Below are 21,076 nucleotides of genomic sequence, written 5' to 3'. Positions count from 1 at the left end.
ATCATAATACGCAGGAGCTCAATAATGATCTACGCCAATCCTGGTGATGCTGGTTCACTCGTATCATTCGAAAAACGCTACGGCAATTACATCGGCGGCGAGTTTGTTCCCCCGGTGAAAGGCCAATACTTCGATAACGTCAGCCCGGTTAACGGCCAGGTATTTTGCGAAATTCCCCGCTCGAGCGCGGAAGATATCGACAAAGCGCTGGACGCGGCCCACCGCGCCGCACCTGCCTGGGGCAAAACGTCGGCACAGGAGCGCAGCAATATTCTGCTGAAGATCGCCGACCGCATCGAACAGAACCTGGAAATGCTCGCCGTTGCTGAAACCTGGGATAACGGCAAGGCCGTGCGCGAAACCCTGAACGCCGACCTCCCACTTGCCGTTGACCACTTCCGCTACTTTGCTGGCTGCATACGCTCCCAGGAAGGCACGGCGGCGGATATCGACGCTAACACGGTGGCCTACCACTTCCATGAACCGCTGGGCGTGGTGGGGCAGATTATCCCTTGGAACTTCCCGATTCTGATGGCCACCTGGAAGCTGGCGCCTGCACTGGCGGCGGGCAACTGTGTGGTGCTCAAACCCGCTGAGCAGACGCCCGCGTCGATTTTGAAAGTCATGGAAGTGATTGGCGATCTGCTGCCGCCAGGGGTGTTGAATATCGTCAACGGCTTTGGCGCAGAAGCAGGCCAGGCGCTGGCGAGCAGCAAGCGTATTGCCAAAATCGCCTTTACCGGCTCGACCCCGGTGGGCTCGCACATTCTGAAGTGCGCGGCGGAAAATATTATTCCCTCCACGGTCGAGCTGGGCGGTAAATCCCCCAACATCTACTTTGCCGATATCATGAACGCCGAGCAGACGTTTATTGATAAAGCGGTCGAGGGCCTGGTGCTGGCGTTCTTTAATCAGGGCGAGGTATGTACCTGCCCATCGCGCGCACTGATTCAGGAAAGCATGTACGACGAGTTCATGGCCAAGGTCATCGAGCGTACGCAGACCATCAAGCGCGGCAACCCGCTGGATACCGACGTACAGGTAGGCGCGCAGGCTTCGCAGGAACAGTTCGACAAGATCATGTCATATATGGATGTTGCCCGCGATGAAGGCGCGGAATTCCTTACCGGCGGTAATAAAGAGACCATGGAAGGCAGCCTCAACAATGGCTATTACGTTCAGCCGACGCTGCTCAAGGGCAACAACAAGATGCGCGTCTTCCAGGAAGAGATCTTTGGCCCGGTCGTGGCGGTGACCACCTTCAAGGATGAGGAAGAAGCGCTGGCGATTGCCAATGACACCGAGTTCGGTCTGGGCGCTGGCCTGTGGAGCCGCGATATCAACGTCGCTTTCCGCATGGGTCGTGGCATTCAAGCCGGGCGCGTCTGGACCAACTGCTACCATCAGTATCCCGCCCACGCGGCATTCGGTGGCTATAAGAAATCCGGCGTGGGTCGCGAAACCCATAAAATGGCGCTGGAACATTACCAGCAAACCAAAAACCTGCTGGTCAGCTACGACATCAATCCGCTGGGCTTCTTTTAACCGGGTCGGGTAGAATGACGCAGTAACAATTTGCTAGTTGTTTGATAAAGCCTCCATTATAGGAGGCTTTTTATTGCCCGTTGATTCAAAAGTCAAAGAATGAGGCTTTAAATACGTCATTATTGGGTCATGTCTGAAAACAGGGCCTTACACTGGAGTCTGTGTGACCGATTTAGAAACGCCGGACCTTCATCAACAGCGATTGCTTTATGTAGCCGAGCAGCTGCGGGCAACGCAAGCCCGCGAGGTGCTGGATTTAGGCTGCGGCTCGGGAGGATTGTTGCAATATTTATTGCAAGTGGAGCAGTTTGAGCGAGTCGTTGGTGTCGAACTCGACGGTGAGCTATTGGCTCAAGCCAAGTTTCGCTTGGCGGATTTACCCCGAGCGCCGCAATGCCTGGAGCTAATCTGTGGCTCGTATGCAGATGACAAACAACCACTACAACATTTTTCAGCCGCGGCGATGGTGGAAACCATTGAGCATGTTCCACCGGCGCAACTGTCTGCGGTAGAAAAAGCGGTGTTTGCAAGCTTTCGGCCGAGCTATTTGGTAATCACCACACCCAATGCCGACTATAACCCGCTACTTGGGTTGGATGAGGGCGAGTATCGAGATCCGGACCATAAGTTTGAATGGTCGCGGGGGCGTTTTCAGCAGTGGGCAAGAGGGGTGGCCAAACGCAATGGCTATCGAGTGCGCTTCACCGGTATTGGCGAGTGGCATGACTTGCTGGGTCAACCGACACAGCTGGCTCACTTTACTCATAAGCTGACGTAAAAATGCCCTCCCAGCCATCGGGCCGGGAGGGCATAGTACGCTTGGTACTCTTGGTTTAAGGCTGAGTGGACTCTTCAGGCGGTTCGCCGATGGTGCCCGGCATGGCCTGTTGATGGCCTGCCAGCGTCAAGAAGTGCAGGTGGCGTTCGTATTCGGCCACCAGATCACCAATGACCTGACCACGGGTATAGCCGTTGAGGTCTTTATCCTGACCGCCTTCGGCAAGGAAGACATCCAACCGCACGTAGAAGTCATCATCCGCCGGGATAAAGCTTGGCGTCCGCATGCGGTGCGGGCAGACCTGGTAGACAAAGCTGGTGGCGTCGCCAAAGTCGACCTGCAGCATCACGTTAGGCAATGACTCGCCTTCCAGCTGTTCTTCGGTCACGTTGGCGGTCTGGCCACGGCTCTCCAGTTCCTGAGCAAACTGTGTCATTGCCGGACGAATCGAGTGCTCGATGGTGGCCGCTGCGCCAGCCCGGTTGGACGTATCCAGGGCCCGGTCAAGTCGTTCACGCCAGTCACCGCCGGAGGCGCCGCCTGCAATCATGCGGCGTGCGTCGGCCTTGCTACCTTCAAGCTTCAGGGCTTTGACCATGCCGACCATGATGGCGAAAATCACCAGTGAGAATGGTAGGGCGGTAATCACCACGGCACTTTGCAGCGCGTTCAACCCCCCCGCCATCAGCAGCGCAATGGTGATCAAGCCAATGATGGCCGACCAGAAAATCCGCAGTTTGATTGGCGCGTCGTGGTTCACGTCGCTGAGGATGGACGTAAAGTTGGCCAGTACCAGCGCACCGGAGTCGGCCGAGGTAATAAAGAACACAATGCCCAATACGGTGACCACCGCTGCCGTAATGCCGACATACGGATAGTATTCAAGCAGGGTGTAAAGGGTGGTTTGCGGCGTATTGAGTGCCTGTTCGCCTAGCTCCGTGATGCCCTGGTTGGCGACGAGTTCGATCCCGCTGTTCCCGAAAATGGACATCCACACCATCATGAAGGCCAGCGGGATAAACAGCGCACCGGCAACGAACTCACGAATGGTGCGGCCACGCGAAATACGCGCCAGGAAAAGGCCGACGAACGGTGTCCAGGCAATCCACCAGCCCCAGAAGAAGATCGTCCACCACATTTTCCATTGTTGAGCGCCTTCACCGTCAAACGCATAGGTGTTGAAGCTGGCGGCCACAAACCCGGAAAGGTAATCACCGGCGTTGTTGACCACTTTATCCAGCAGCATCAGCGTATCGCCGGAAAACAGCACAAACAGCATTAGCGCCAATGCCAATAGCATGTTGAATTCGGAGAGTCGGCGGATACCTTTTTCAACACCAGTTACCACGGAAATCGTCGCTAACACAACGACCAGCACAATCAATATGATCTGCACGGTGAGGGTTTCCGGCACATCGAACATGTAGTTCAGGCCGTAGTTGAGCTGCATGACGCCAATGCCCAGGCTGGTCGCGATGCCGAACACGGTGGAAATCACCGCCGTAATATCAACGGCGTTACCGATAGGACCATGGATGCGCTTGCCCAGTATGGGGTATAAGGCGCTACGAATTGCCAGCGGCAAGCGGTGGCGGTAGCTGAAGTAAGCCAGCGCCATACCCATCAACACATAGAGTCCCCAGCCGGAGAGGCCCCAGTGCAGATAGGTTTGAACGACGGCATTGCGCATGGCTGCCTGGCTTTCGGGGGTCAGATCCGGTGGTGCCAAATAATGGGCAACCGGCTCTGCAACGCTGAAGAACAGTAGGTCGATACCGATACCCGCGGCAAACAGCATGGCCGACCAAGACAAGAGGGAAAACTCCCGTCGTGAATGGTCAGGCCCCAGCCGAATACTGCCGTAGCGTGACATGCCAATCATCACGACAAAAACCAGGTAAGCGACGATGGCGAGCATGTAATACCAGCCAAAGGTCTTGCTCACCCAGGCAAGGCCAGCATCGAAAAAGTTACCGGCCTGCTCGGTGAACAGCATGGTAAGCACCAGAAAGACCACAATGCCCGCCACGCTGCCGTGGAATACCACGGGGTTGAGACGGTCTCGGGAGGGTAGAACGGGGTTGTCTTTCGCCATGGAGGCGGACTCCTGTTGTTAGACAAAAAGGGTAGAAGCGTTCTTCAAAGATTTTATTTTAAATGAACGTTCAAATAAAATACGCGCTTTACCCTTTGCCTTCAAGTCTGTGTTTCAGCTCCCTGTGCCCATTCTATGACCAGTACCATGGCTGGACCTGGGTTAATCGACTGCATCACTAAATCAGTATAGAAAGAGAAATGCCCGGCAGAACCGGGCATTAGCAGCGTATTGAACGTTAAATAAACGCGCTTATTGGCTAGCTTCCTCGTCACCATGATGACGTTTGCCGTGGCCTTCGCGGTATTCTTCACGGGCCTCGTGCATGGCGTTGCGCAGCGCTTCCTGCTCGTCCTCGGTCAGAATCTCGGCCATACGTGTTTGGTGGGCGTCGCGAACGTCTTTCATTTCATCACGAAATGTTTCGTGGGCCTCGTTCAGTGCTTGCTGCTTCTCGTCGCTGAGCTCTGCGCGCTCGTAGACGTCCTGACGATGCTCTTGCATGCGTTCTTCCATGCGCTCGCGGTCATGGTGAGGTTTCTCGCCATCGTGATGGTCCGCCTGGGCGGTCGCGGCTAATGGCAGCAAGGCGGCGGCGAACAGCGCCGGGGCAATTAATTGACGAAGTGAAAGGGTCATGACGTATCTCCTGGTGGGTTGACGCTGTCAGTATTGTCCGGCTGGGTGCAAACCCTTTGCAGGGAGTGTGCAACAATCGTGATCTTAGGCTTTGTACGAAAACTCCCTGCGCCCGCCGACTTTTCGTACAAACCCTAGTAAGCTCGCTGGGGGGAGTGGGGGATTGTTCAAGGAGAAATGCTTTGTTGAATATATCGCGGTGGTCTCGTCTACGACGCTGTAGTGCGGTGAGTGCCTTAGCGTTGATGTTAAGCGGCTGCGGCGTCACGCACCTTGCCAGCCAAGGCGAGCCCGCCGGCGGCGCTGGTAAAGATACTCATCAGGTGCTGCCCTATAAGCGCCTTCCACCCACCCCCTATACGCCCGATGCCTGGCCTGAGGCGCTCAACGCCGAGGTCTATTTACCTGCATCACCTACCCAGAGCCGTCGCCCCGCGGCGCTGATTGTCCACGGTGGGGGGTGGCGCAATCGTGGCCCTGACGATATGCAGGGCATTGCCGAGCAGTTGGCAGCAAAGGGCTACGTGACGGTGAATATCGAGCATCGCTTTGCGCCGACCTACCAGTTTCCCGAGCAGTTGCATGACCTGCAGCAGGCGATGGCCTGGATTCACGCGAATGCTGATGAGTGGCAAGTGGATACGCAGCGCATTGTAGGCGTAGGCTTTTCATCCGGCGCGCACTTGGTGAGCCTGCTGGCGCTGGCCGGATCGGAAGGACCGCTGGCGGAGCCATACGGAGGGGAACAGAGCCGTTTAGCCGCAGTGCTGGCCGGTGGCCTGCCCAGCGATTTACTCAAATTTGATGACGGACGCTTGGTCGTCGATTTTATCGGCGGTACGCGGGCTGAAAAAAATCAGGCTTACCGCCTGGCTTCCCCCGAGCGCCAGATAACGTCGGAGGCGCCGCCGTTTTTTCTCTTTCACGGCACCTGGGATCAGTTAGTACCGGTGGACCATGCGGAAGAGTTTTATCAGACGCTGATCGACAACGGCGTGGAAAGCGAGCTCTACCTGCTGCATGGGCGTGGCCATTTCGCCAGCTTTCTGCTGCGTGGCGGCGCGATAGAGGCAGGGATTGCGTTTCTCAATGAGCAGGTCGCGCCTTGAGGTGGCAGATTGCTAGCCTTCGGGCTGGTACTTGTAGCCGACCCCGTACACCGAGCGGATAATCTCCTGCTCGGGGAGTGCCTCGTGGATTTTCTTGCGCAGCTTCTTGATGTGGCTGTCCACGGTGCGCTCCGAAACGATCCGGTTGTCGCGGTACATGTGATCCATCAGCTGCTCGCGGCTGAAGATACGCCCCGGTGCCTGCATCATCACCCGCAACAGTTGGAATTCGACCGCGGTCAGCCCCAGGTCATGGCCCTGTGCCAGCGCTTGCCAGCCATCTTCGTCGAGCGTCACCAGCGCGTTGCTCGTCGCTTGCGGGGTATTGTCGGCGGCCGCCTGGCTTCGCCGGAGAACCGCCTTGACGCGGGCAACCACTTCGCGCGGGCTGAACGGCTTGCACATGTAGTCGTCGGCCCCTAGTTCAAGCCCCAGCAGGCGATCCACTTCCTCGACCTTGGCGGTCACCATGATAATCGCGATATGCGGCCATTGATGGCGAATTTCGCGGCATAGTGTCAGGCCGTCTTTGCCGGGCAGCATCAGGTCGAGCAGGATAAGGCTAGGGACCTGCTTTTCAATCCACGGCATCACATGATCACCATGGTCGAGAGTGGTCACCTCGAAGCCATGGGTGGTTAGGTAGTCCGCCATCAAGCGGGCAATTTTGGGTTCGTCTTCCACGACCAGTAAAGAGTGAGTATCCATCATGGCAAGCTCGCTTGAAGAAAAAGGACTGGATTAACTATTAGCGTTCAGCAACGGGAAGCGTAGTGTCCAGCATAACCCACCCAGCGTCGAATGAGAGGCCGAAAGGCTACCGCCATGGGCGTGCACCAAAGCACTGGCGATCGACAGGCCAAGGCCGCTGCCACCGCTTGAACGGCTGCGCGAGCCTTCGACCCGATAAAGTCGTTCAGTAAGGCGCGCAAGCTCGCTATCGGGCACACCTGGCGCACTGTCTTGCCAGTGGACCACGGCCTCGTTTCCGTCCTGGGTCAGGGTGACGTTGAGTGAGCCCGGGGCGCTTGTATAGGCACAGCTGTTATCCAGCAGGTTATCCCATAGCTGGCGCAGGCGCTGGGCATCCCCGCGAATCATCATGCCGGGGGCGATGTGTTGGGTCAGGCTCATGTCGCTGTCTTTCAGCCAGCGCTCGGCATCTTCCAGGCGACCAGCTAGGGCATCGCTGAGGTTCATCGGCGCCAGCTGAATATCCAGCGCGCCGGCATCGCTTTGCGAAAGCAGACGCAGGTCAGCGACCAGCCGCTCAAGCTGATCCACTTCCTGACCGAGGGACCCCAGGCTTTCCTGGTTCAGCGGGCGAATACCATCTTGCATGGCTTCAATTTCACCGCGTAGTACCGCCAGTGGGGTGCGTAGCTCATGGGCGGTGTCGGAGACCCAACGGGCCCGGGCGTTGCGGCTTGCTTCCAGGGTAGCCGCCAATACGTTGAAATCGCTGGCTAGCAGCGAAAGTTCGTCGCGGCCACGCTCGGACAGGCGGCTGTGGTAATCCCCTTCGGTCAAGCGACGGGTGGCGGTGGCCAGGGCGCGAGTGCGCCGCCCCAGCCACCAGGAAAGTCCTCCGGCCAGTAACAATGAGGCGACACCCAGAGAGAGAACGATAATCACCAGATTGCGCTGCTGACGTTCAAGGAAGCGGTTTTCCATGCGCTCCATGACTTGCTGGGGAGGACGAAACCCCAGTTCGCCGATCTCTTCGTCGTCACTGCGTAGCGTGAGCCAGTGCCAGTTGCTCTGACTGGCATTATGCGGCGGGATCACAAAACGTTCATTGGCATCGCGCAGCACAAAGTCCTGTGCCTCGCCGAGTGGGCTTGGGCGTTCGCGGTGCTCTTGGCCCAATGCGTGGCGCACGACCATGGGCCAGCGTTCCGGTGAGCGCTCGAGCCACGTCCAGCTTTGCCGGGGCTGCCAGCGCGTGACAAGACTGTCGGCCAGCAAGGTGGCTCGACGCTCCTGGGCCTGATTCAGGTAGTCGAGAAAGCCCCGGTCAATGCTGTACGAGACGGCCAGGAAGGCGCCAGTGGAAATCGCCACGTTGACGCTCAGGATGATCAGGAACAGCTTCAACCCCAGCCGCGAGAAGCGCCAGCGAAAGCGGCCCAGGGATGAGCGCAACGAGATCAACGACATTAGCTAGCTCCTGCCGAATGCGGCTGCGGCGGCGTGCGTAACCGCTCGCGCAGATTCTCGAGGCTCAGGTAGAGGCACGGCACCAGAATCAGCAGAATCAGCGTGGCGAAAAGCATGCCAAAGCCCAGCGAAATCGCCATGGGAATCATGAAGCGAGCCTGCCGGGAGGTTTCCAGAATCATCGGCGCCAGCCCCAAAAACGTGGTCAGAGTGGTCATCATGATGGGGCGCAGGCGCCGGGTGGCGGCGGTGACAATGGCTTCGCGCGCCGCCATGCCCTCACGCCGCTTGCGGTTGGCATAATCGATCAGCACCAGGGCGTCGTTAATCACCACCCCGGAGAGTGCCAGCATGCCGAGCAGGCTGATGATCGACAAGCCAAAGCCCATCAGCATGTGGCCGACAATTGCCCCGACGATACCAAAGGGGATCGCGGCCATCACCAGCAGCGGTTGCAGGTAGCTTCTGAACGGGATCGCCAGCAGGGCATAAAGCGCGGCAATCATCAGCCACATGGCGGTGCGCAACGTGGCGAGGTTATCGGCGGTATCCTGCTGGCGCCCGCCCAGGGTGACCTCAAGTCCTGGCCAGTTGGTTTCCAGGTCGGGGAAAACATCCGTCTGTAGGGTGGCCAGTACCTGGTTGATGGGCAGATTTTCCTCGGCATCCGCAGTGACGGTGATAACGCGCCGGCCGTTAATTCGTTCAAGGCCGCTGGAGGCCTGACTCAGCGAGATATCCGCCACCCGGGAAAGCGGCACGCTGAGGCCGTCAGGAGTGCGCACCGGCAGGCGGTAGAGTTCGTTCAGGCTATTGCGGCTGGCCTCGGGCAGGCGTACCTCGACACTGACTTCACTGCGCCCGACAAACTGCTCCAGTGCCGTGGCACCTTGGAGGGGGCCGCGCAGGGCTTGGGCCAGGTCGCTGCCGGTAAGGCCCAGCGAGCGTCCTTCGGCGGAAAGGCGCATTTCAAGCTGCGGCTTGCCATCGCCCAGGCCGCTGTCGATATCGATCAAGCCATAATTGCCCAGTGAATCGGCCAACTGATTGGCCGCTCCTTCGAGTACCTGGGTGTCAGGGTGTGACAGGCGTAAGCTAAGCGCCGCACCGCTACCCGGCCCGCCTGCATCTGAAGCAAAGCGCACCGACTGCGCGCCAAGTAAATCGCCGGTTAGCTCGCGCCACTCCCGGGCGACTCGCGAAGGCGGCCAATCCTCAAGGCTTTCTGGCGCAATCTCCAGTTCTACTTGCAGGCTCTCACCGTCCAAGCGGGTATGGGTGCTGCTAAAGTGGAGAGACGCCTCACGTTGACTAAGCTGATCGCTGGCATCCAATAGCTGTTGGCTGAGCTCGCGACTAACGCTGATATGACTTCCAATGGGCAGGGTGACGCTGGCTTCGACCTCATCGGACTCGACCCGTGGCATCAGCGAGAAGCCAAGCCGCCCGCTCATGCTCCAGGCAAGCGTGACCAGCAGGATGACGATTCCCAGCGCGACGGTCAGCCAGCGGACATTGAGCGCCCGCTGCAAGAAGGGCTCGAACTGATGATAGGTAAAGTGGTGAAGCCCGCCTTGCATGCGCTGTCGCAAGGCTTCCAGCGGGCGTTGCCAAACAGGTGTCTGGCGGGGTTTACGGCTGTGGGCCAGGTGCGCGGGCAGAATAAACAGCGCCTCAACCCAGGAAATCAAGAAGACGGTGATGACCACCACCGGGACGGTCGCAAAAATCAGCCCCAGGAAGCCGGGCAGGAACAACAGCGGTAGAAAGGCGACGATGTTGGAAAGAATCGCAAAGGTTAGCGGCGTGGCGATTTCCCGGGCACCCTTGACCGCTGCATCGCGCAGCGAATAGCCCTCTTCACGGTAGCTGTAGATATTTTCACCCACCATGATGGCGTCATCGACCACTATGCCTAGCGCGATGATAAACGCGAACATCGATATCATGTTCAGCGATACGCCGATCCAGGGGAGGAATAGCATTGCGCCTAAAAAGGCCGTGGGAATCCCCAGCGTGACCCAGAAGGCCAGGCGGGCTTCCAAAAACAGCGCCATCAACACCAGGACCAGGGCCAGGCCCATCCAGGCGTTTTTCAGCAGCAGGCCCAATCGGTCTTCGTAGATCTCGGAGCTGTCCCGGGAAATATCCAGGCTGACACCTTCGGGTAGCCCGGCACGCAGGCGTTCAAGCTCGCCGTTGACGGCTTCTGAAATGCTGGTCGGTGTTTGGTCGCCAATCTGGTAGACATCTACCGAGAGGCCGGGTTGGCCGTTATAAAATTCCTCACGGTCGGTTTCGGCAAAGCCCTCGCGGACGTCGGCGATATCGCCTAGCCGAATCGGCATACCCTGGGTGCTGGTGAGGACCGGCAGCTCGGCGAAGGCATCGGCGCTGTTGCGCCGCCCCTGATAGCGAATCAGCCACTCACCTTCGTCGGTGGTCAGTTGCCCGCTGGCCAGGTCGAGAGCTTCCTCGCCAATCACGTTGGCAAGCGCCTGATGATCGAGACCGTAGCGTTCAATGGCCTCGTCATCCAGCAGTACCTGAATTTCCCGGTCGCGGTTCCCCGATAGCTCCGCGCGGGAAAGGCCGTCGGTGGCCTGTAGTTCGGCCCGGACGTTTTCCGCCACATCGTGGAGCGTGCCCAGATCGGTCTGGCCGTAAACCTGCAGGCTCAACACGCTCCGTGTGCGGCCGGCCAGGGTGAAGCGGGGTGGGTCAGCGGCGTTGGGCAGCGTGGTGATCGCGTTAACCGACTGCTGAATATCCTGATAGGCGCGCATCACGTCGATGCCATCCACCAGTGTGGCGCTGACGTTGGCGCTACCCTCGCTGGCACTGGATGTCAGTTCATCGATGCCCTCGACATCGGAAATGGCCGCCTCAACAGGCAGCAGCAGGCTTTGTTCGATATCTTCCGGGGTGGCGCCCGGGTAGCTGATGGTGACCTGGACCACTTCGGTTTCAAATTCCGGGAAGATCTCTTTCTTGATCGCCAGCGACGCCATGAGCCCGCCGACAATAAATAGGATCATCAACAGATTCGGGGCAACGCCATGGTCGACCATCCACGCCAGGGGGCCTTTATGCAGCATCAGCTGTCACCCCCGGTGTCGTTCGAGATTGTGTCGCCGCGTTGCCGGAGTCGCACACGCTGACCTTCTCTGGGCTGGGCCAATCCCGCTGTTACCACGCGTCGGCCATTGGCCAGGCCGCTGCTGACCAATGCCTGATCCTGGCCGCGATAGGCGAGCGTGACGTGACTACGCTGCAGGCGGTCATCGTCGTCGACCCACCACACCTGTTCGCCGGGTCGTAGTGCGGCGGAGGGCAGGGCGATGAGATCAGGCCTGTCGCGGGTGGCAAACGAGACGCGCAGCACATCGCCGAGGCGCAGGGCCGGGCCTTCGGTGTTAAGCGCCAGCGGGTCATCAACGGCAATCAGTAGCTGAGCCTGCAGGCCGTTTTCTTCCAGCGCAGGGAGAATGGAGGCGAGTGTTCCTTCGCGCTGCTCGCCCGCGGGCCAGCCGCTGCTGGACAAGTTGACACGGCTGCCTTCCTGCAGCCAGTTAAGCCACTCTCCTGGCAGCGAGGCGCGCACCCAGAACTGCTCGACGCCCACCAGATGCAACACCTCGGTGCCCTGGCTCAGCAGGCTGCCCGCGCCGACCAAGCGCTCCTGCACCATCGCCCGCCAGGGCGAACGCAGGGTGGCCCGGTCCAGGTTCAGCGCGGCCTGGTCGCGGGCAACGCGCGCCTGGGCAACCAACGCCTGGGCTTGGCGCAACTGGGGTTCGCGGAGTACCAACGCCCGGCGTTCGGCGGAGAGCTGGCGCCCGAAAGACTCATACTCACTGCGGGCGCGTTGCTGCTCCGCCTGTTCCAGCGCGAGCTGCGCCTGGGCATCGGCTAACTGAGCCTCGGCATCTTCCAGGGTTAGTTGCAGGTCGGCTTGGTCGATATGCGCGACGGGCGCGTCCTGCTCGACTACCTGACCCGGCATCACGCCCTCGGCGAACCGTTCGAGCTGACCGGCGACCCGGCTGGCGAGCATGGTTTCCTGCTCAGCCTCAACGCGGCCAAAGCCTTGCAGATCAGGGGAGCGGGCGGCGGATGATACGCTGACCACATCGACCAGTGGTGGTGTCGGTTCAGGCGGGGGCTGGCGCTCGATACGCGGAGGTTGAGTCACGATCCACCATGCCAGTGCCGCACCCCCTATCAAAACAAACAGCGCAACCACTGCGCTTAGCCGAATGCGACCATGTTGTGATGGTGAGAGAGGTTGATGATCTGTCATGGTCGCGGGTTATCCATTGGCCGAAATCGAAACTTAGAGCTATCAAGGCGTATCATGCTAGCATCACCCTATGTCACGCAGCGATTGGGTAAGCAATGTGTAAATTGCGTGCAACTCGTTTTGTGCAGCACCTATACCGTCATAACGTGACTCAACGGCGCCTTGGCGACACTTTACTTGATAATAATAGACTGACTGGTCTACTTTAATGATATGAATAATACCGCTACGACGCGCGAAAAGCTCATTGAGACCGGTGCCGAACTGATCGGCCAGCACGGTTATAACGCCACGGGCATCAATGCTGTGTTGAAAATCTGCGGCGTGCCAAAGGGATCGTTTTATCACTACTTCTCGAGCAAAGAGGCGTTTGGCCTAGCGGTGATCGATCAGTTTGCAACGGCCTACGGCGCACAGCTTGCCGAGCTTCTGGAAGACCCCACGACACCTGCGCTTGAGCGCCTCAGGCGCTATTTTGCGGCGGGTCGTGAGCATATGTGCGGTTGCAACCATGTGACCGGCTGCCTGATTGGCAATCTTGGGCAGGAGCTTTCCGGGCAAAGCGATACCTTTCGCGACGCCTTGGACCGCGTTTTTCAGCGCTGGGAACAGTATTTCGTCGCTTGCTTGCAGGACGCTCAAAAGGCCGGCGAACTCAGTGAAGCGGTGTCTGTTCATACCCTGGCCAGCTTTATTCTCTCCGGCTGGGAAGGCGCCATTTTGCGCGCCAAAACGCTCAAATCCGTCGAGCCGATGGAGAACTTCGAGAAGATTCTGTTTCAACAGGTGCTGGTTTCTGACCGTTAATGCCTGGCTCGGAAGTGGTGCTCACCAGCTGCCACATCGTTTTGGGTTGCCGCGATCAGGGCGTCATCAAGGGATGGGTCTTCCAAGGTTATTAAGCCGCACTTTGCCAACGCTTCGCGCAGGCTGACCTGTTCATCCAGGCGCTGATATACCACCCGCACACAGCAGGGCATGCGCTCGCTATTATCCGCCACGCCTATTTTCAAGCCAGTCAAACGCGTCACCTGGCTCTGAAAGCTCGGAAACAGAATCGTCTGGGTGATTTCATGACCGTTGAGTGTTTCGTGGTCGACCAAAAAGAGCCGATCAGCCAGCTTGACCGCCGTGCCCACATAGCGGTTGTGGCACGAGCGGGCGCCCGGCAGGGTCTGCATCCGCTCGGTGCGCTGATAAACTACGCCGCCCTCCTGTGCTTCCAAGCAAACCAGGGTCCGCATTAACAGCCCCGGCCGCGACATCGAGCGATAAAGCTCAAAGTAGCGGCCGATATAACGCTCCATGCCTTCGCTGCCGCGCTGAATCAGCGCGTCAGGCCATGGCAATGTGGTCGGGTTTTCCCTATTGAGCTGACCGGTTTGTACCAGGGCACGAAAATCATGGTGGGGAAGGGCAATATCACCGGTGGTGACACCAAAAAAGTGGCAAATGCGCTGAAGCGCCGCGTGGCTGGGACGGTAGCGCCCACTCAGGTAGCGGTTAAACTGAGCACGGTTGATCGCCAAACGCCGACAGACCTCTGCAATAGACGGGTAGTAGCTGCAGAGGAGGCGCAGATTGGCCACAAAATCGTCATGCATGGGGTGGCTCGATTCTCTCATGGGCTTTGGGGCTGCCTAATGTGATGCCTTGGGCAGCAGAGTGCAACGCTTTCCCGCCATCGACGTTGAATAGATGATTCGGGAGACTGCCCAAGACGAAGCGGGTAAAAAACTGGATAATGGCCGCCAATCAGCTTACGGCCTTTAGCCATTTACCACCCCGGGTGCCCGTTCATGGAAATCAAAGTCAATTACCTCGACAACCTCCGCCTGGAGGCCAAGTTCGACGACTTTAACGTTATCTCCGACCAGCCGATTCGCTACAAGGGCGACGGCTCGGCGCCTGGCCCGTTTGACTACTTCCTGGCCTCATCGGCCATGTGTGCGGCTTACTTCGTCAAGGTGTACTGCAACGCGCGGAATATCCCCACCGAGAACATCCGCCTGTCGCAAAATAATATCGTCGACCCGGAAAACCGCTACAAGCAGATTTTCAAGATCCAGGTCGAACTGCCGGAGGACATCTCCGACAAGGATCGCGAAGGCATGCTGCGCTCCATCGACCGTTGTACGGTGAAGAAAGTCGTCCAGACCGGCCCTGAGTTCCAGATCGAGGTGGTCGAGAACATCGACGAGGACGCCCAGGCGCTGCTGATGGGCGCACCGGAAGGCAGCAGCACTTACATTGAAGGCAAAGACCTGCCGCTGGAGCAGACCATTGCCAACATGAGCGCGATTTTCGCTGATCTGGGCATGAAGATCGAGATCGCTTCCTGGCGTAATATCGTGCCCCACGTCTGGTCGCTGCATATTCGCGATGCGGCCTCACCGATGTGCTTTACCAATGGCAAAGGCGCGACCAAAGAGAGTGCGCTGTGTTCGGCGTTGGGCGAGTTTATCGAGCGGTTGAGCTGCAACTTTTTTTATAACGACCAGTTCTTTGGCGAAGAGATTGCGGGTAGCGAATTCGTTCACTACCCCAATGAGAAATGGTTCAAGCCGGGTCCGAACGACGAGTTGCCCGACGAGATTCTCGACGAGCATAGCCTTGCGATCTATAACCCGGAAGGCGAGTTGTGCGGCTCCAACCTGATCGATACCAACTCAGGTCGCGAAGACCGGGGTATTGTCTCGCTGCCTTATGTGCGTCAATCCGATGGCGAAACGATCTATTTCCCCTCCAATCTGGTCGAAAACCTGTTCCTGAGTAACGGCATGAGCGCGGGCAACACCCTGGTAGAAGCCCAGGTGCAGTGTCTGTCGGAAATCTTCGAACGGGCGGTAAAGCGCGAAATCCTGGAGCAGGAATTGACCCTGCCGGATGTGCCGCAAGAGGTGCTGGCGAAGTACCCCAGCATTGTTGAAGGCATTAACGCGCTGGAAGCCCAGGGGTTCCCGGTACTGGTCAAGGATGCCTCCATGGGCGGGCAGTTTCCGGTCATGTGCGTGACCTTGATGAACCCGCGCACCGGCGGTGTGTTTGCCTCCTTTGGTGCCCACCCAAGCTTTGAAGTGGCGCTGGAGCGCAGCTTGACCGAGTTGCTCCAGGGCCGCAGCTTTGAAGGCCTGAACGACTTGCCGTTACCGACCTTCAACTCGCAAACCGTGGCCGAGCCGAACAACTTCATTGAGCACTTTATCGACTCGGTAGGTGTCGTGTCCTGGCGTTTCTTTAGCGCCAAGCCCGACTTTGAGTTCAGCGAGTGGGACTTCTCCGGCAGCAACGAGGAAGAAGCCGAGACGCTGTTCGGTATTTTTGAGGAGCTGGGCGCGGAAGTGTATATGGCAGTCCACGAAGACCTGGGCGCGCCGGTGTGTCGCATTCTGGTGCCGGGCTACTCCGAGGTGTATCCGATCGAGGATCTGATCTGGGACAACACCAACAAGGCGCTGGATTACCGCGAGGATATTCTCAATCTGCACCGCCTGGATGACGATCAGCTCACCGATCTGGTCGAGCGGTTGGAAGACAGCCAGATGGACGACCACGCCGATATCATTACCTTGATCGGTGTTGAGTTTGACGAGAACACGGTTTGGGGGCAGCTGACCATTCTGGAACTGAAGCTGCTGGTCTATCTGGCGCTGCAGCGCCATGAAGAAGCGCTGGACTGCGTGCAGATGTTCCTCCAGTACAACGACAACACCGTTGAGCGCGGCCTGTTCTATCAAGCGGTGAACGCGGTGCTGGAAATCGCCTTGGATGACGAGCTGGAACTTGAGGACTACCTGCACAACTTCCAGCGTATGTTTGGTGAAGCTACCATGGCGGCGGTAGTCGGCTCGGTGGAAGGCTCCGTGCGCTTCCATGGCCTAACGCCCACTAACATGCAGCTAGAAGGCCTGGAGCGCCACCAGCGCCTGATCGAAAGCTATAAGAAGCTCCACGCGGCGCGGGCGGCGCGGGCGGCGCGGGCGGCGAAAGCGGAAGCGTAAATAAACGACGCCACTATTCACATCCCGCCAAACAAAAAGTGCGCTGCCTTGAAAGGCGCGCACTTTTTTTGTGATGCACTCTGGTGCACCCGCTGATGCAGTCACTGCATACAACTGCAACGCTGCGCCAAATTTAATTCTGTTCCTCGCTTGGTAAAACGTTCTCCGCGGCGCGCATCCCAAACGCGCGATCTTCAAAACGACGCGAATTCAAACATAACGTCAATACAAAAACGCGGAGAGAATCACATGCTCGATATGCTCAATGACCTCCTGTGGGGGAAGGTTCTGCTGGTGCTGCTGGTGAGTGTTGGCATCGGTTTTACCGTTGCGTCCCGCTTTGTGCAGTTTCGCTATTTCGGTGAGATGTTTCGTATCCTGGGTTCCGGCCAGGCCTTCAAGCGCAACCAGCACGGCCATTTAAGCTCGTTTCAGGCGCTGGTACTTTCAGTGGCCGGGCGTGTCGGAGGTGGCAACATTGCCGGCGTAGCAGTCGCGATTACGCTGGGTGGCCCAGGGGCGATTTTCTGGATGTGGCTGGTTGGCTTGATGGGCATGGCCACCAGCTTCCTGGAGTGCACCCTGGCGCAGACGTATAAAGAGGCTGAAGGCGACGGCACTTACCGCGGTGGCCCGGCGTACTACATCGTTAAAGGGCTGGGTAAACAGTGGCGCTGGCTGGCAGCGTTTTACTCGGTACTGCTGCTGTTGACCTTCGGCTTTGCGTTTACCGCGCTGCAATCCTATTCGGTGGCCACCTCTTTCGGCGACGCTTTTGGCGTGCCGGTGCTGTATAGCGGAATTGCCCTAGCCATGCTCGTCGGACTGATTATCTTCGGCGGGATCAAGCGTATTGCACGGATTTCCGAGGTGTTGGTGCCCTTTATGGCGGTGAGTTATATCGCAATTGCGCTGCTGGTGATCGCCATGAACATCGGTGAAATCCCGGGCATTATCGCGCTGATTGTCAAAAGCGCATTCGGCCTTGAACCGCTGATGGGTGGCGGTATTGGCGCGGCCATCATGATGGGCCTGAAACGCGGCTTGTTTTCCAACGAGGCGGGCCTGGGCAGTGCGCCCAACGTGGCGGCAGTGGCCTATGTGCCGCACCCGGCGAACCAGGGTATCGTGCAGGCATTTTCGGTTTTCATCGATACTGTGATCATCTGTTCCGCCACGGCGTTCTTGATTCTGCTTAGCGGCGCTTATGACCCCGCTGTGGGCGCTGGCGTTGAGGGGATCGCCCTGACTCAAGCCGCATTGGCCGACCATGTGGGCGAGTGGGGGCGTACTTTTGTCAGCCTGGCGCTGCTGCTGTTTGCCTTCAGTACGATTCTTTATAACTACTACCTGGGCGAGAACAGCCTCAACTTCTTCAGCCGCGACAACCAGAACCTGTTCAACGCTTTCCGCGTGGCCATCGTGCTGCTGGTGTGCTGGGGCGCGACCACCGATTTGGGCACCGTGTTCGGCTTTGCGGATGTCACCATGGGGCTTCTGGCCGTGGTCAACTTGATTGCGCTGATCATGCTGTTCAAGCGCGGCCTGCGCATTTTGAAAGACTTCGATGGACAGCGCCGCCAGGGCATCAAACAGCCGATTTTTGACGCGAACCAGCACCCGGATCTCGAGCTGGATCCCAAAGCTTGGGAACTGGACCCTGAAGAGGCTGACGCATTAAAGCAGCGCCTGGAAGGGGCATCTGCGAAGTAGGCAGCCGCCTGGATCGTATCGCTAAGGCAAGATAGGAGAACCCATGCCCCGCGTACTGATGCTCTATACCGGTGGGACGATTGGTATGCAGCCATCGCCACAAGGTTATGTACCTGGCGCGGGGCTGGCCGAGCGCCTATCAACACATTTGGCCCTGGACGATCCTTACCGGCTGCCAGCGTTTGATGTGCTGGAATTGCAGCCGCTGATTGATAGCGCCGAGCTAATGCCCGCGGCCTGGAATCGCCTGGTGGCGCTACTGGAAAGCCATTGGCAGCACTACGACGCCTTTGTGGTGCTGCACGGCACCGATACCATGGCGTACAGCGCCGCTGCACTTTCGTTTATGCTCGGCGCGCTTAACAAGCCGGTGATCTTCACCGGCTCCCAAATTCCACTGGGCGAGCCAAGAAGCGATGCGCTGAATAATGTGGTCAGCGCGCTACAGCTTGCGGCTCACCCCGCGACACCTTGCGAAGTAAGCCTGGCGTTTCACGACCGGCTATTACGCGGTAACCGGGCGCGCAAGGTGCGCACTCAAGGCTTGGATGCCTTTGACTCACCCAACTTCCCCTGGCTTGCCGAGCTGGGTATTGGCGTCAATTTCCCCCAGCCCTCGGCATTGTTGAGCGGTCTACCGAATTTTGCCCCTATTGAGGTGGACGACGAGGCGGTTGCGGTATTGCCGCTGCATCCGGGGATGTCGCTGCGCCGGGCAAAAGCGCTGCTGGCTGATGAGCGCCTGAAAGGCCTGGTGCTTTACAGCTACGGGGTGGGTAACCCGCCAAGCTTCGACGGCGAGCTGTTAAATGCGTTGGTGGCAGCCAACGAGCGAGGCGTGGCACTGCTCAATGTGACGCAGTGCGCCCAGGGCGAGGTGGTACAGGGCGCCTATGCCACCGGTGCCGCGCTTAATCAGGCGGGCGTGATTGCTGGAAGCGACATCACCCTGGAAGCCGCCCTGGCAAAGCTTACTGTTTTGCTAGGCCGTGGGCTAACAGGCCTTGCGTTGCGAGATTGTCTGAAAAGCGCGGTAAGGGGTGAGTGCCGCCTATCCTGACCCATGAATGTCCGGCACCACTACCCCTAAAGTGACAGAAAGAACAAAATCAGCGGTGGCGACAGCAGCGAGAGAATAAACCCGCTGACCACGGCGATGGGGACGCAGGCGACGCCGCCGTGTTGTTGAATGACGGGCAGGGTGAAGTCCATCGAGGTGGCGCCGCCATAGCCGATGGCCAGCGCAGTGTGGCGGTGGATCACCAGCGGAATCAGGATAAACGCCAGCAGCTCGCGGGTTAGGTCGTTGAAAAACGCCACGCCGCCCATCAGCGGGCCTAGCTGGTCGCCAATCAGAATCGCCGACAGCGAGTACCAGCCAAAGCCCGCCGCCATGGCGAGGCCTTCGTTCCAGCTGAGTGACAGAAGTGGGGCAGCCAGCAGACCCGCGAGTAACGAGCTAAGCGCCAGCGTGACGGCGATCGCCAGCCCCAGTCGATTGAGCAGTATCTGCTTGAGCGGCATGCCCGAGTTACGCAACTGGCAGCCGATCAGCGCCAGAAGGCCATAGAGCACCCATTCGGCCAATAGGTCGGCTGTGGAAAACAGCCCTTCTCCTAATGGCGGCCCACCCAGCAGGCCTATGGTCACCCCGACGGCCACCACGGCAACCAATAGCAAAGAGCCCTGCATCGCGGCGAATTTGCTGGTTGGGGCATCTTTGACCACCGGTGAATGGCCTGCCTTTAGCGCTACCCTGCGCGATAGCCACCACAACGCTACTAAATTAAACAGCGTGGTAATACTAAACAGCAGCAGGGCGTTGCCGCCCAGTTTGGCCAGTTGGTTGGAAAGGTTTTCAAGCCCGGCCAGGCTAATGCCCATCAGCAGCAGGATGATATAAACGGCGCTGTTAACAGCATGGTTGATACGTTGCTGCCAACGCAAGGAGGGGACAGGTACCAGGTAACCCAGCAGCAGCGGGAGGAGGACAATCAGTAATCCGGAAAGCATTTACGGCGTGGCGCCCCCGCCTGGGTTGAATTCGGTCAGTGCAATCTGCGTTTCACGCTCGCCGTCTTTGAAGTATTCCGCTGAAAGTACCAGCCCCGGCCAGTCCGGGTGAAAGCTCAGGTGAAGCTCACGATCGCTTTTTTCTGCATTGAGCATGATGACATTCAGCGCATCGAACTCACCGGCGGGGACGTTGATGGGGGCTTGGCTTTCCATATAGTACTGGTAGTGCTCCTCTTCCCCCTCATGATCGAGAAAGCGCAGGTCGCAGGGGGCCGCTTCGCTGCAGTTTTCCTTCCCCGCACGGCGGGAAAGATCGAACAGGGCCGTTTGCCGATCAAGCGTGGTGAGCTGTTCTTCCTTGAGCTGGTAGTCGTTGCCGATGCCAAACAGCGAGTAGCGGCTGTTATAAAGCAGCGCGCGTGTGGCGTCGTCAGCGACGCTGAAGCGGCTGCGCTCTTCACCACTGACAACAGCAATTGAGAAGCGCATGTCGCTGCGCCAATGGCTCTCTTCCTGGCTCAAGTGGTGGGTAATGGTAGCGCTTGGCCAGCCGTCAACCTTGAGCCGGTAGTGTGCCTCAAAAGGCTGCGGCGCCGAGAAGGCCGTGGCGGGTGATGCCTCGGCGACGGCCATCGTCAAGCCGGTGAAACAGAGTGTGGCCGCGACCGCAAGGCAGCGCGGGTACTGAAGAGAGGGTAATAGAGCGCGTCGCATTTT

Annotated in this window: 16 protein-coding genes; 7 read left to right on the top strand and 9 right to left on the bottom strand. The window is 58.5% G+C overall.

The annotated features are described in order from the left end of the window. Positions 1-24: 24 nt before the first annotated feature. The gene (gene exaC / locus HXW73_RS13995) at positions 25-1,545 is read left to right on the top strand and encodes an acetaldehyde dehydrogenase ExaC (RefSeq protein WP_186253673.1); all 1,521 of its coding nucleotides are present in this window, start codon (positions 25-27) and stop codon (positions 1,543-1,545) included. Between the two features lie 163 nt (positions 1,546-1,708). Further along, positions 1,709-2,323: a methyltransferase domain-containing protein gene (locus HXW73_RS13990; RefSeq protein WP_186253672.1), complete on the top strand. Its 615-nt coding sequence runs from the start codon at positions 1,709-1,711 to the stop codon at positions 2,321-2,323. Positions 2,324-2,378: 55 nt separating this feature from the next. Here HXW73_RS13990 and betT read toward each other — a convergent pair whose 3' ends face one another. Further along, the gene (gene betT, locus HXW73_RS13985; RefSeq protein ID WP_186253671.1) at positions 2,379-4,418 is read right to left on the bottom strand and encodes a choline BCCT transporter BetT; all 2,040 of its coding nucleotides are present in this window, start codon (positions 4,416-4,418) and stop codon (positions 2,379-2,381) included. A 252-nt stretch (positions 4,419-4,670) separates the two neighbouring features. Beyond that, complete coding sequence (locus HXW73_RS13980) at positions 4,671-5,057, bottom strand: hypothetical protein (RefSeq protein ID WP_186253670.1); 387 nt, start codon at positions 5,055-5,057, stop codon at positions 4,671-4,673. A 245-nt stretch (positions 5,058-5,302) separates the two neighbouring features. Between HXW73_RS13980 and HXW73_RS13975 the strand changes: the two genes are divergently transcribed. Further along, positions 5,303-6,166: an alpha/beta hydrolase gene (locus HXW73_RS13975; RefSeq protein WP_186256034.1), complete on the top strand. Its 864-nt coding sequence runs from the start codon at positions 5,303-5,305 to the stop codon at positions 6,164-6,166. Between the two features lie 12 nt (positions 6,167-6,178). Here HXW73_RS13975 and HXW73_RS13970 read toward each other — a convergent pair whose 3' ends face one another. Genes HXW73_RS13970 through HXW73_RS13955 form a run of 4 tightly spaced genes read right to left on the bottom strand, consistent with a single transcriptional unit; the run spans position 6,179 to position 12,629 of the window. Then, the gene (locus tag HXW73_RS13970; RefSeq protein WP_186253669.1) at positions 6,179-6,877 is read right to left on the bottom strand and encodes a response regulator; all 699 of its coding nucleotides are present in this window, start codon (positions 6,875-6,877) and stop codon (positions 6,179-6,181) included. Positions 6,878-6,907: 30 nt separating this feature from the next. Further along, positions 6,908-8,326 carry an ATP-binding protein gene (locus HXW73_RS13965; protein WP_186253668.1) on the bottom strand — a complete coding sequence of 473 codons (1,419 nt, stop codon included), beginning with the start codon at positions 8,324-8,326 and terminating at the stop codon, positions 6,908-6,910. Beyond that, the gene (locus HXW73_RS13960) at positions 8,326-11,424 is read right to left on the bottom strand and encodes an efflux RND transporter permease subunit (RefSeq protein WP_186253667.1); all 3,099 of its coding nucleotides are present in this window, start codon (positions 11,422-11,424) and stop codon (positions 8,326-8,328) included. The genes HXW73_RS13965 and HXW73_RS13960 overlap by 1 nt, the downstream gene beginning before the upstream one ends. Beyond that, on the bottom strand, positions 11,424-12,629 hold the full coding sequence (locus HXW73_RS13955) for an efflux RND transporter periplasmic adaptor subunit (protein ID WP_186253666.1): 1,206 nt from the start codon (positions 12,627-12,629) through the stop codon (positions 11,424-11,426). The genes HXW73_RS13960 and HXW73_RS13955 overlap by 1 nt, the downstream gene beginning before the upstream one ends. Positions 12,630-12,842: 213 nt before the next feature. Between HXW73_RS13955 and HXW73_RS13950 the strand changes: the two genes are divergently transcribed. Next, positions 12,843-13,436 carry a TetR/AcrR family transcriptional regulator gene (locus tag HXW73_RS13950; RefSeq protein WP_186253665.1) on the top strand — a complete coding sequence of 198 codons (594 nt, stop codon included), beginning with the start codon at positions 12,843-12,845 and terminating at the stop codon, positions 13,434-13,436. Here HXW73_RS13950 and HXW73_RS13945 read toward each other — a convergent pair. After that, positions 13,433-14,233: a helix-turn-helix domain-containing protein gene (locus HXW73_RS13945; protein WP_186253664.1), complete on the bottom strand. Its 801-nt coding sequence runs from the start codon at positions 14,231-14,233 to the stop codon at positions 13,433-13,435. The genes HXW73_RS13950 and HXW73_RS13945 overlap by 4 nt on opposite strands. 195 nt (positions 14,234-14,428) lie before the next feature. Here HXW73_RS13945 and HXW73_RS13940 point away from each other — a divergent pair, with 195 nt between their 5' ends. The 3 genes from HXW73_RS13940 (at position 14,429) to HXW73_RS13930 (ending at position 19,403) form a co-directional block, all read left to right on the top strand. Beyond that, complete coding sequence (locus tag HXW73_RS13940) at positions 14,429-16,630, top strand: OsmC domain/YcaO domain-containing protein (protein ID WP_186253663.1); 2,202 nt, start codon at positions 14,429-14,431, stop codon at positions 16,628-16,630. Positions 16,631-16,879: 249 nt separating this feature from the next. Then, a complete protein-coding gene (locus HXW73_RS13935; protein ID WP_186253662.1) occupies positions 16,880-18,343 on the top strand; it encodes an alanine/glycine:cation symporter family protein in 1,464 nt (487 codons plus the stop codon). Between the two features lie 43 nt (positions 18,344-18,386). Continuing rightward, positions 18,387-19,403, top strand: coding sequence for an asparaginase (locus HXW73_RS13930; RefSeq protein WP_186253661.1), 1,017 nt, complete (start codon positions 18,387-18,389; stop codon positions 19,401-19,403). Positions 19,404-19,429: 26 nt separating this feature from the next. Here the strand turns inward: HXW73_RS13930 and HXW73_RS13925 are convergent, their stop codons facing one another. Together HXW73_RS13925 and HXW73_RS13920 are read right to left on the bottom strand one after the other, a co-directional pair. Continuing rightward, positions 19,430-20,356: a lysine exporter LysO family protein gene (locus HXW73_RS13925; RefSeq protein WP_186253660.1), complete on the bottom strand. Its 927-nt coding sequence runs from the start codon at positions 20,354-20,356 to the stop codon at positions 19,430-19,432. Next, positions 20,357-21,073 (bottom strand): hypothetical protein, encoded by a 717-nt coding sequence (locus HXW73_RS13920; RefSeq protein WP_240538643.1) that lies wholly within the window; start codon positions 21,071-21,073, stop codon positions 20,357-20,359. Positions 21,074-21,076 lie beyond the last annotated feature (3 nt).

Source organism: Halomonas sp. SH5A2, from assembly GCF_014263395.1.
In the GTDB taxonomy this organism is placed as follows: domain Bacteria; phylum Pseudomonadota; class Gammaproteobacteria; order Pseudomonadales; family Halomonadaceae; genus Vreelandella.
The sequence above is the reverse complement of the archived record's forward strand: the minus strand, read 5'-3'. Positions and strand labels throughout refer to the sequence as shown.

Excerpts from the sequence above, each read along its gene's own strand:
- HXW73_RS13930 (WP_186253661.1), top strand. The coding sequence starts at position 18,387 with ATGCCCCGCGTACTGATGCTCTATACCGGTGGGACGATTGGTATGCAG.
- HXW73_RS13975 (WP_186256034.1), top strand. The coding sequence starts at position 5,303 with ATGTTAAGCGGCTGCGGCGTCACGCACCTTGCCAGCCAAGGCGAGCCC.
- HXW73_RS13945 (WP_186253664.1), bottom strand. The coding sequence starts at position 14,233 with ATGCATGACGATTTTGTGGCCAATCTGCGCCTCCTCTGCAGCTACTAC.
- HXW73_RS13935 (WP_186253662.1), top strand. The coding sequence starts at position 16,880 with ATGCTCGATATGCTCAATGACCTCCTGTGGGGGAAGGTTCTGCTGGTG.
- betT (WP_186253671.1), bottom strand. The coding sequence starts at position 4,418 with ATGGCGAAAGACAACCCCGTTCTACCCTCCCGAGACCGTCTCAACCCC.
- HXW73_RS13960 (WP_186253667.1), bottom strand. The coding sequence starts at position 11,424 with ATGCTGCATAAAGGCCCCCTGGCGTGGATGGTCGACCATGGCGTTGCC.
- HXW73_RS13965 (WP_186253668.1), bottom strand. The coding sequence starts at position 8,326 with ATGTCGTTGATCTCGTTGCGCTCATCCCTGGGCCGCTTTCGCTGGCGC.
- HXW73_RS13940 (WP_186253663.1), top strand. The coding sequence starts at position 14,429 with ATGGAAATCAAAGTCAATTACCTCGACAACCTCCGCCTGGAGGCCAAG.
- HXW73_RS13980 (WP_186253670.1), bottom strand. The coding sequence starts at position 5,057 with ATGACCCTTTCACTTCGTCAATTAATTGCCCCGGCGCTGTTCGCCGCC.
- HXW73_RS13955 (WP_186253666.1), bottom strand. The coding sequence starts at position 12,629 with ATGACAGATCATCAACCTCTCTCACCATCACAACATGGTCGCATTCGG.
- exaC (WP_186253673.1), top strand. The coding sequence starts at position 25 with ATGATCTACGCCAATCCTGGTGATGCTGGTTCACTCGTATCATTCGAA.
- HXW73_RS13920 (WP_240538643.1), bottom strand. The coding sequence starts at position 21,073 with ATGCGACGCGCTCTATTACCCTCTCTTCAGTACCCGCGCTGCCTTGCG.
- HXW73_RS13950 (WP_186253665.1), top strand. The coding sequence starts at position 12,843 with ATGAATAATACCGCTACGACGCGCGAAAAGCTCATTGAGACCGGTGCC.
- HXW73_RS13925 (WP_186253660.1), bottom strand. The coding sequence starts at position 20,356 with ATGCTTTCCGGATTACTGATTGTCCTCCTCCCGCTGCTGCTGGGTTAC.
- HXW73_RS13970 (WP_186253669.1), bottom strand. The coding sequence starts at position 6,877 with ATGATGGATACTCACTCTTTACTGGTCGTGGAAGACGAACCCAAAATT.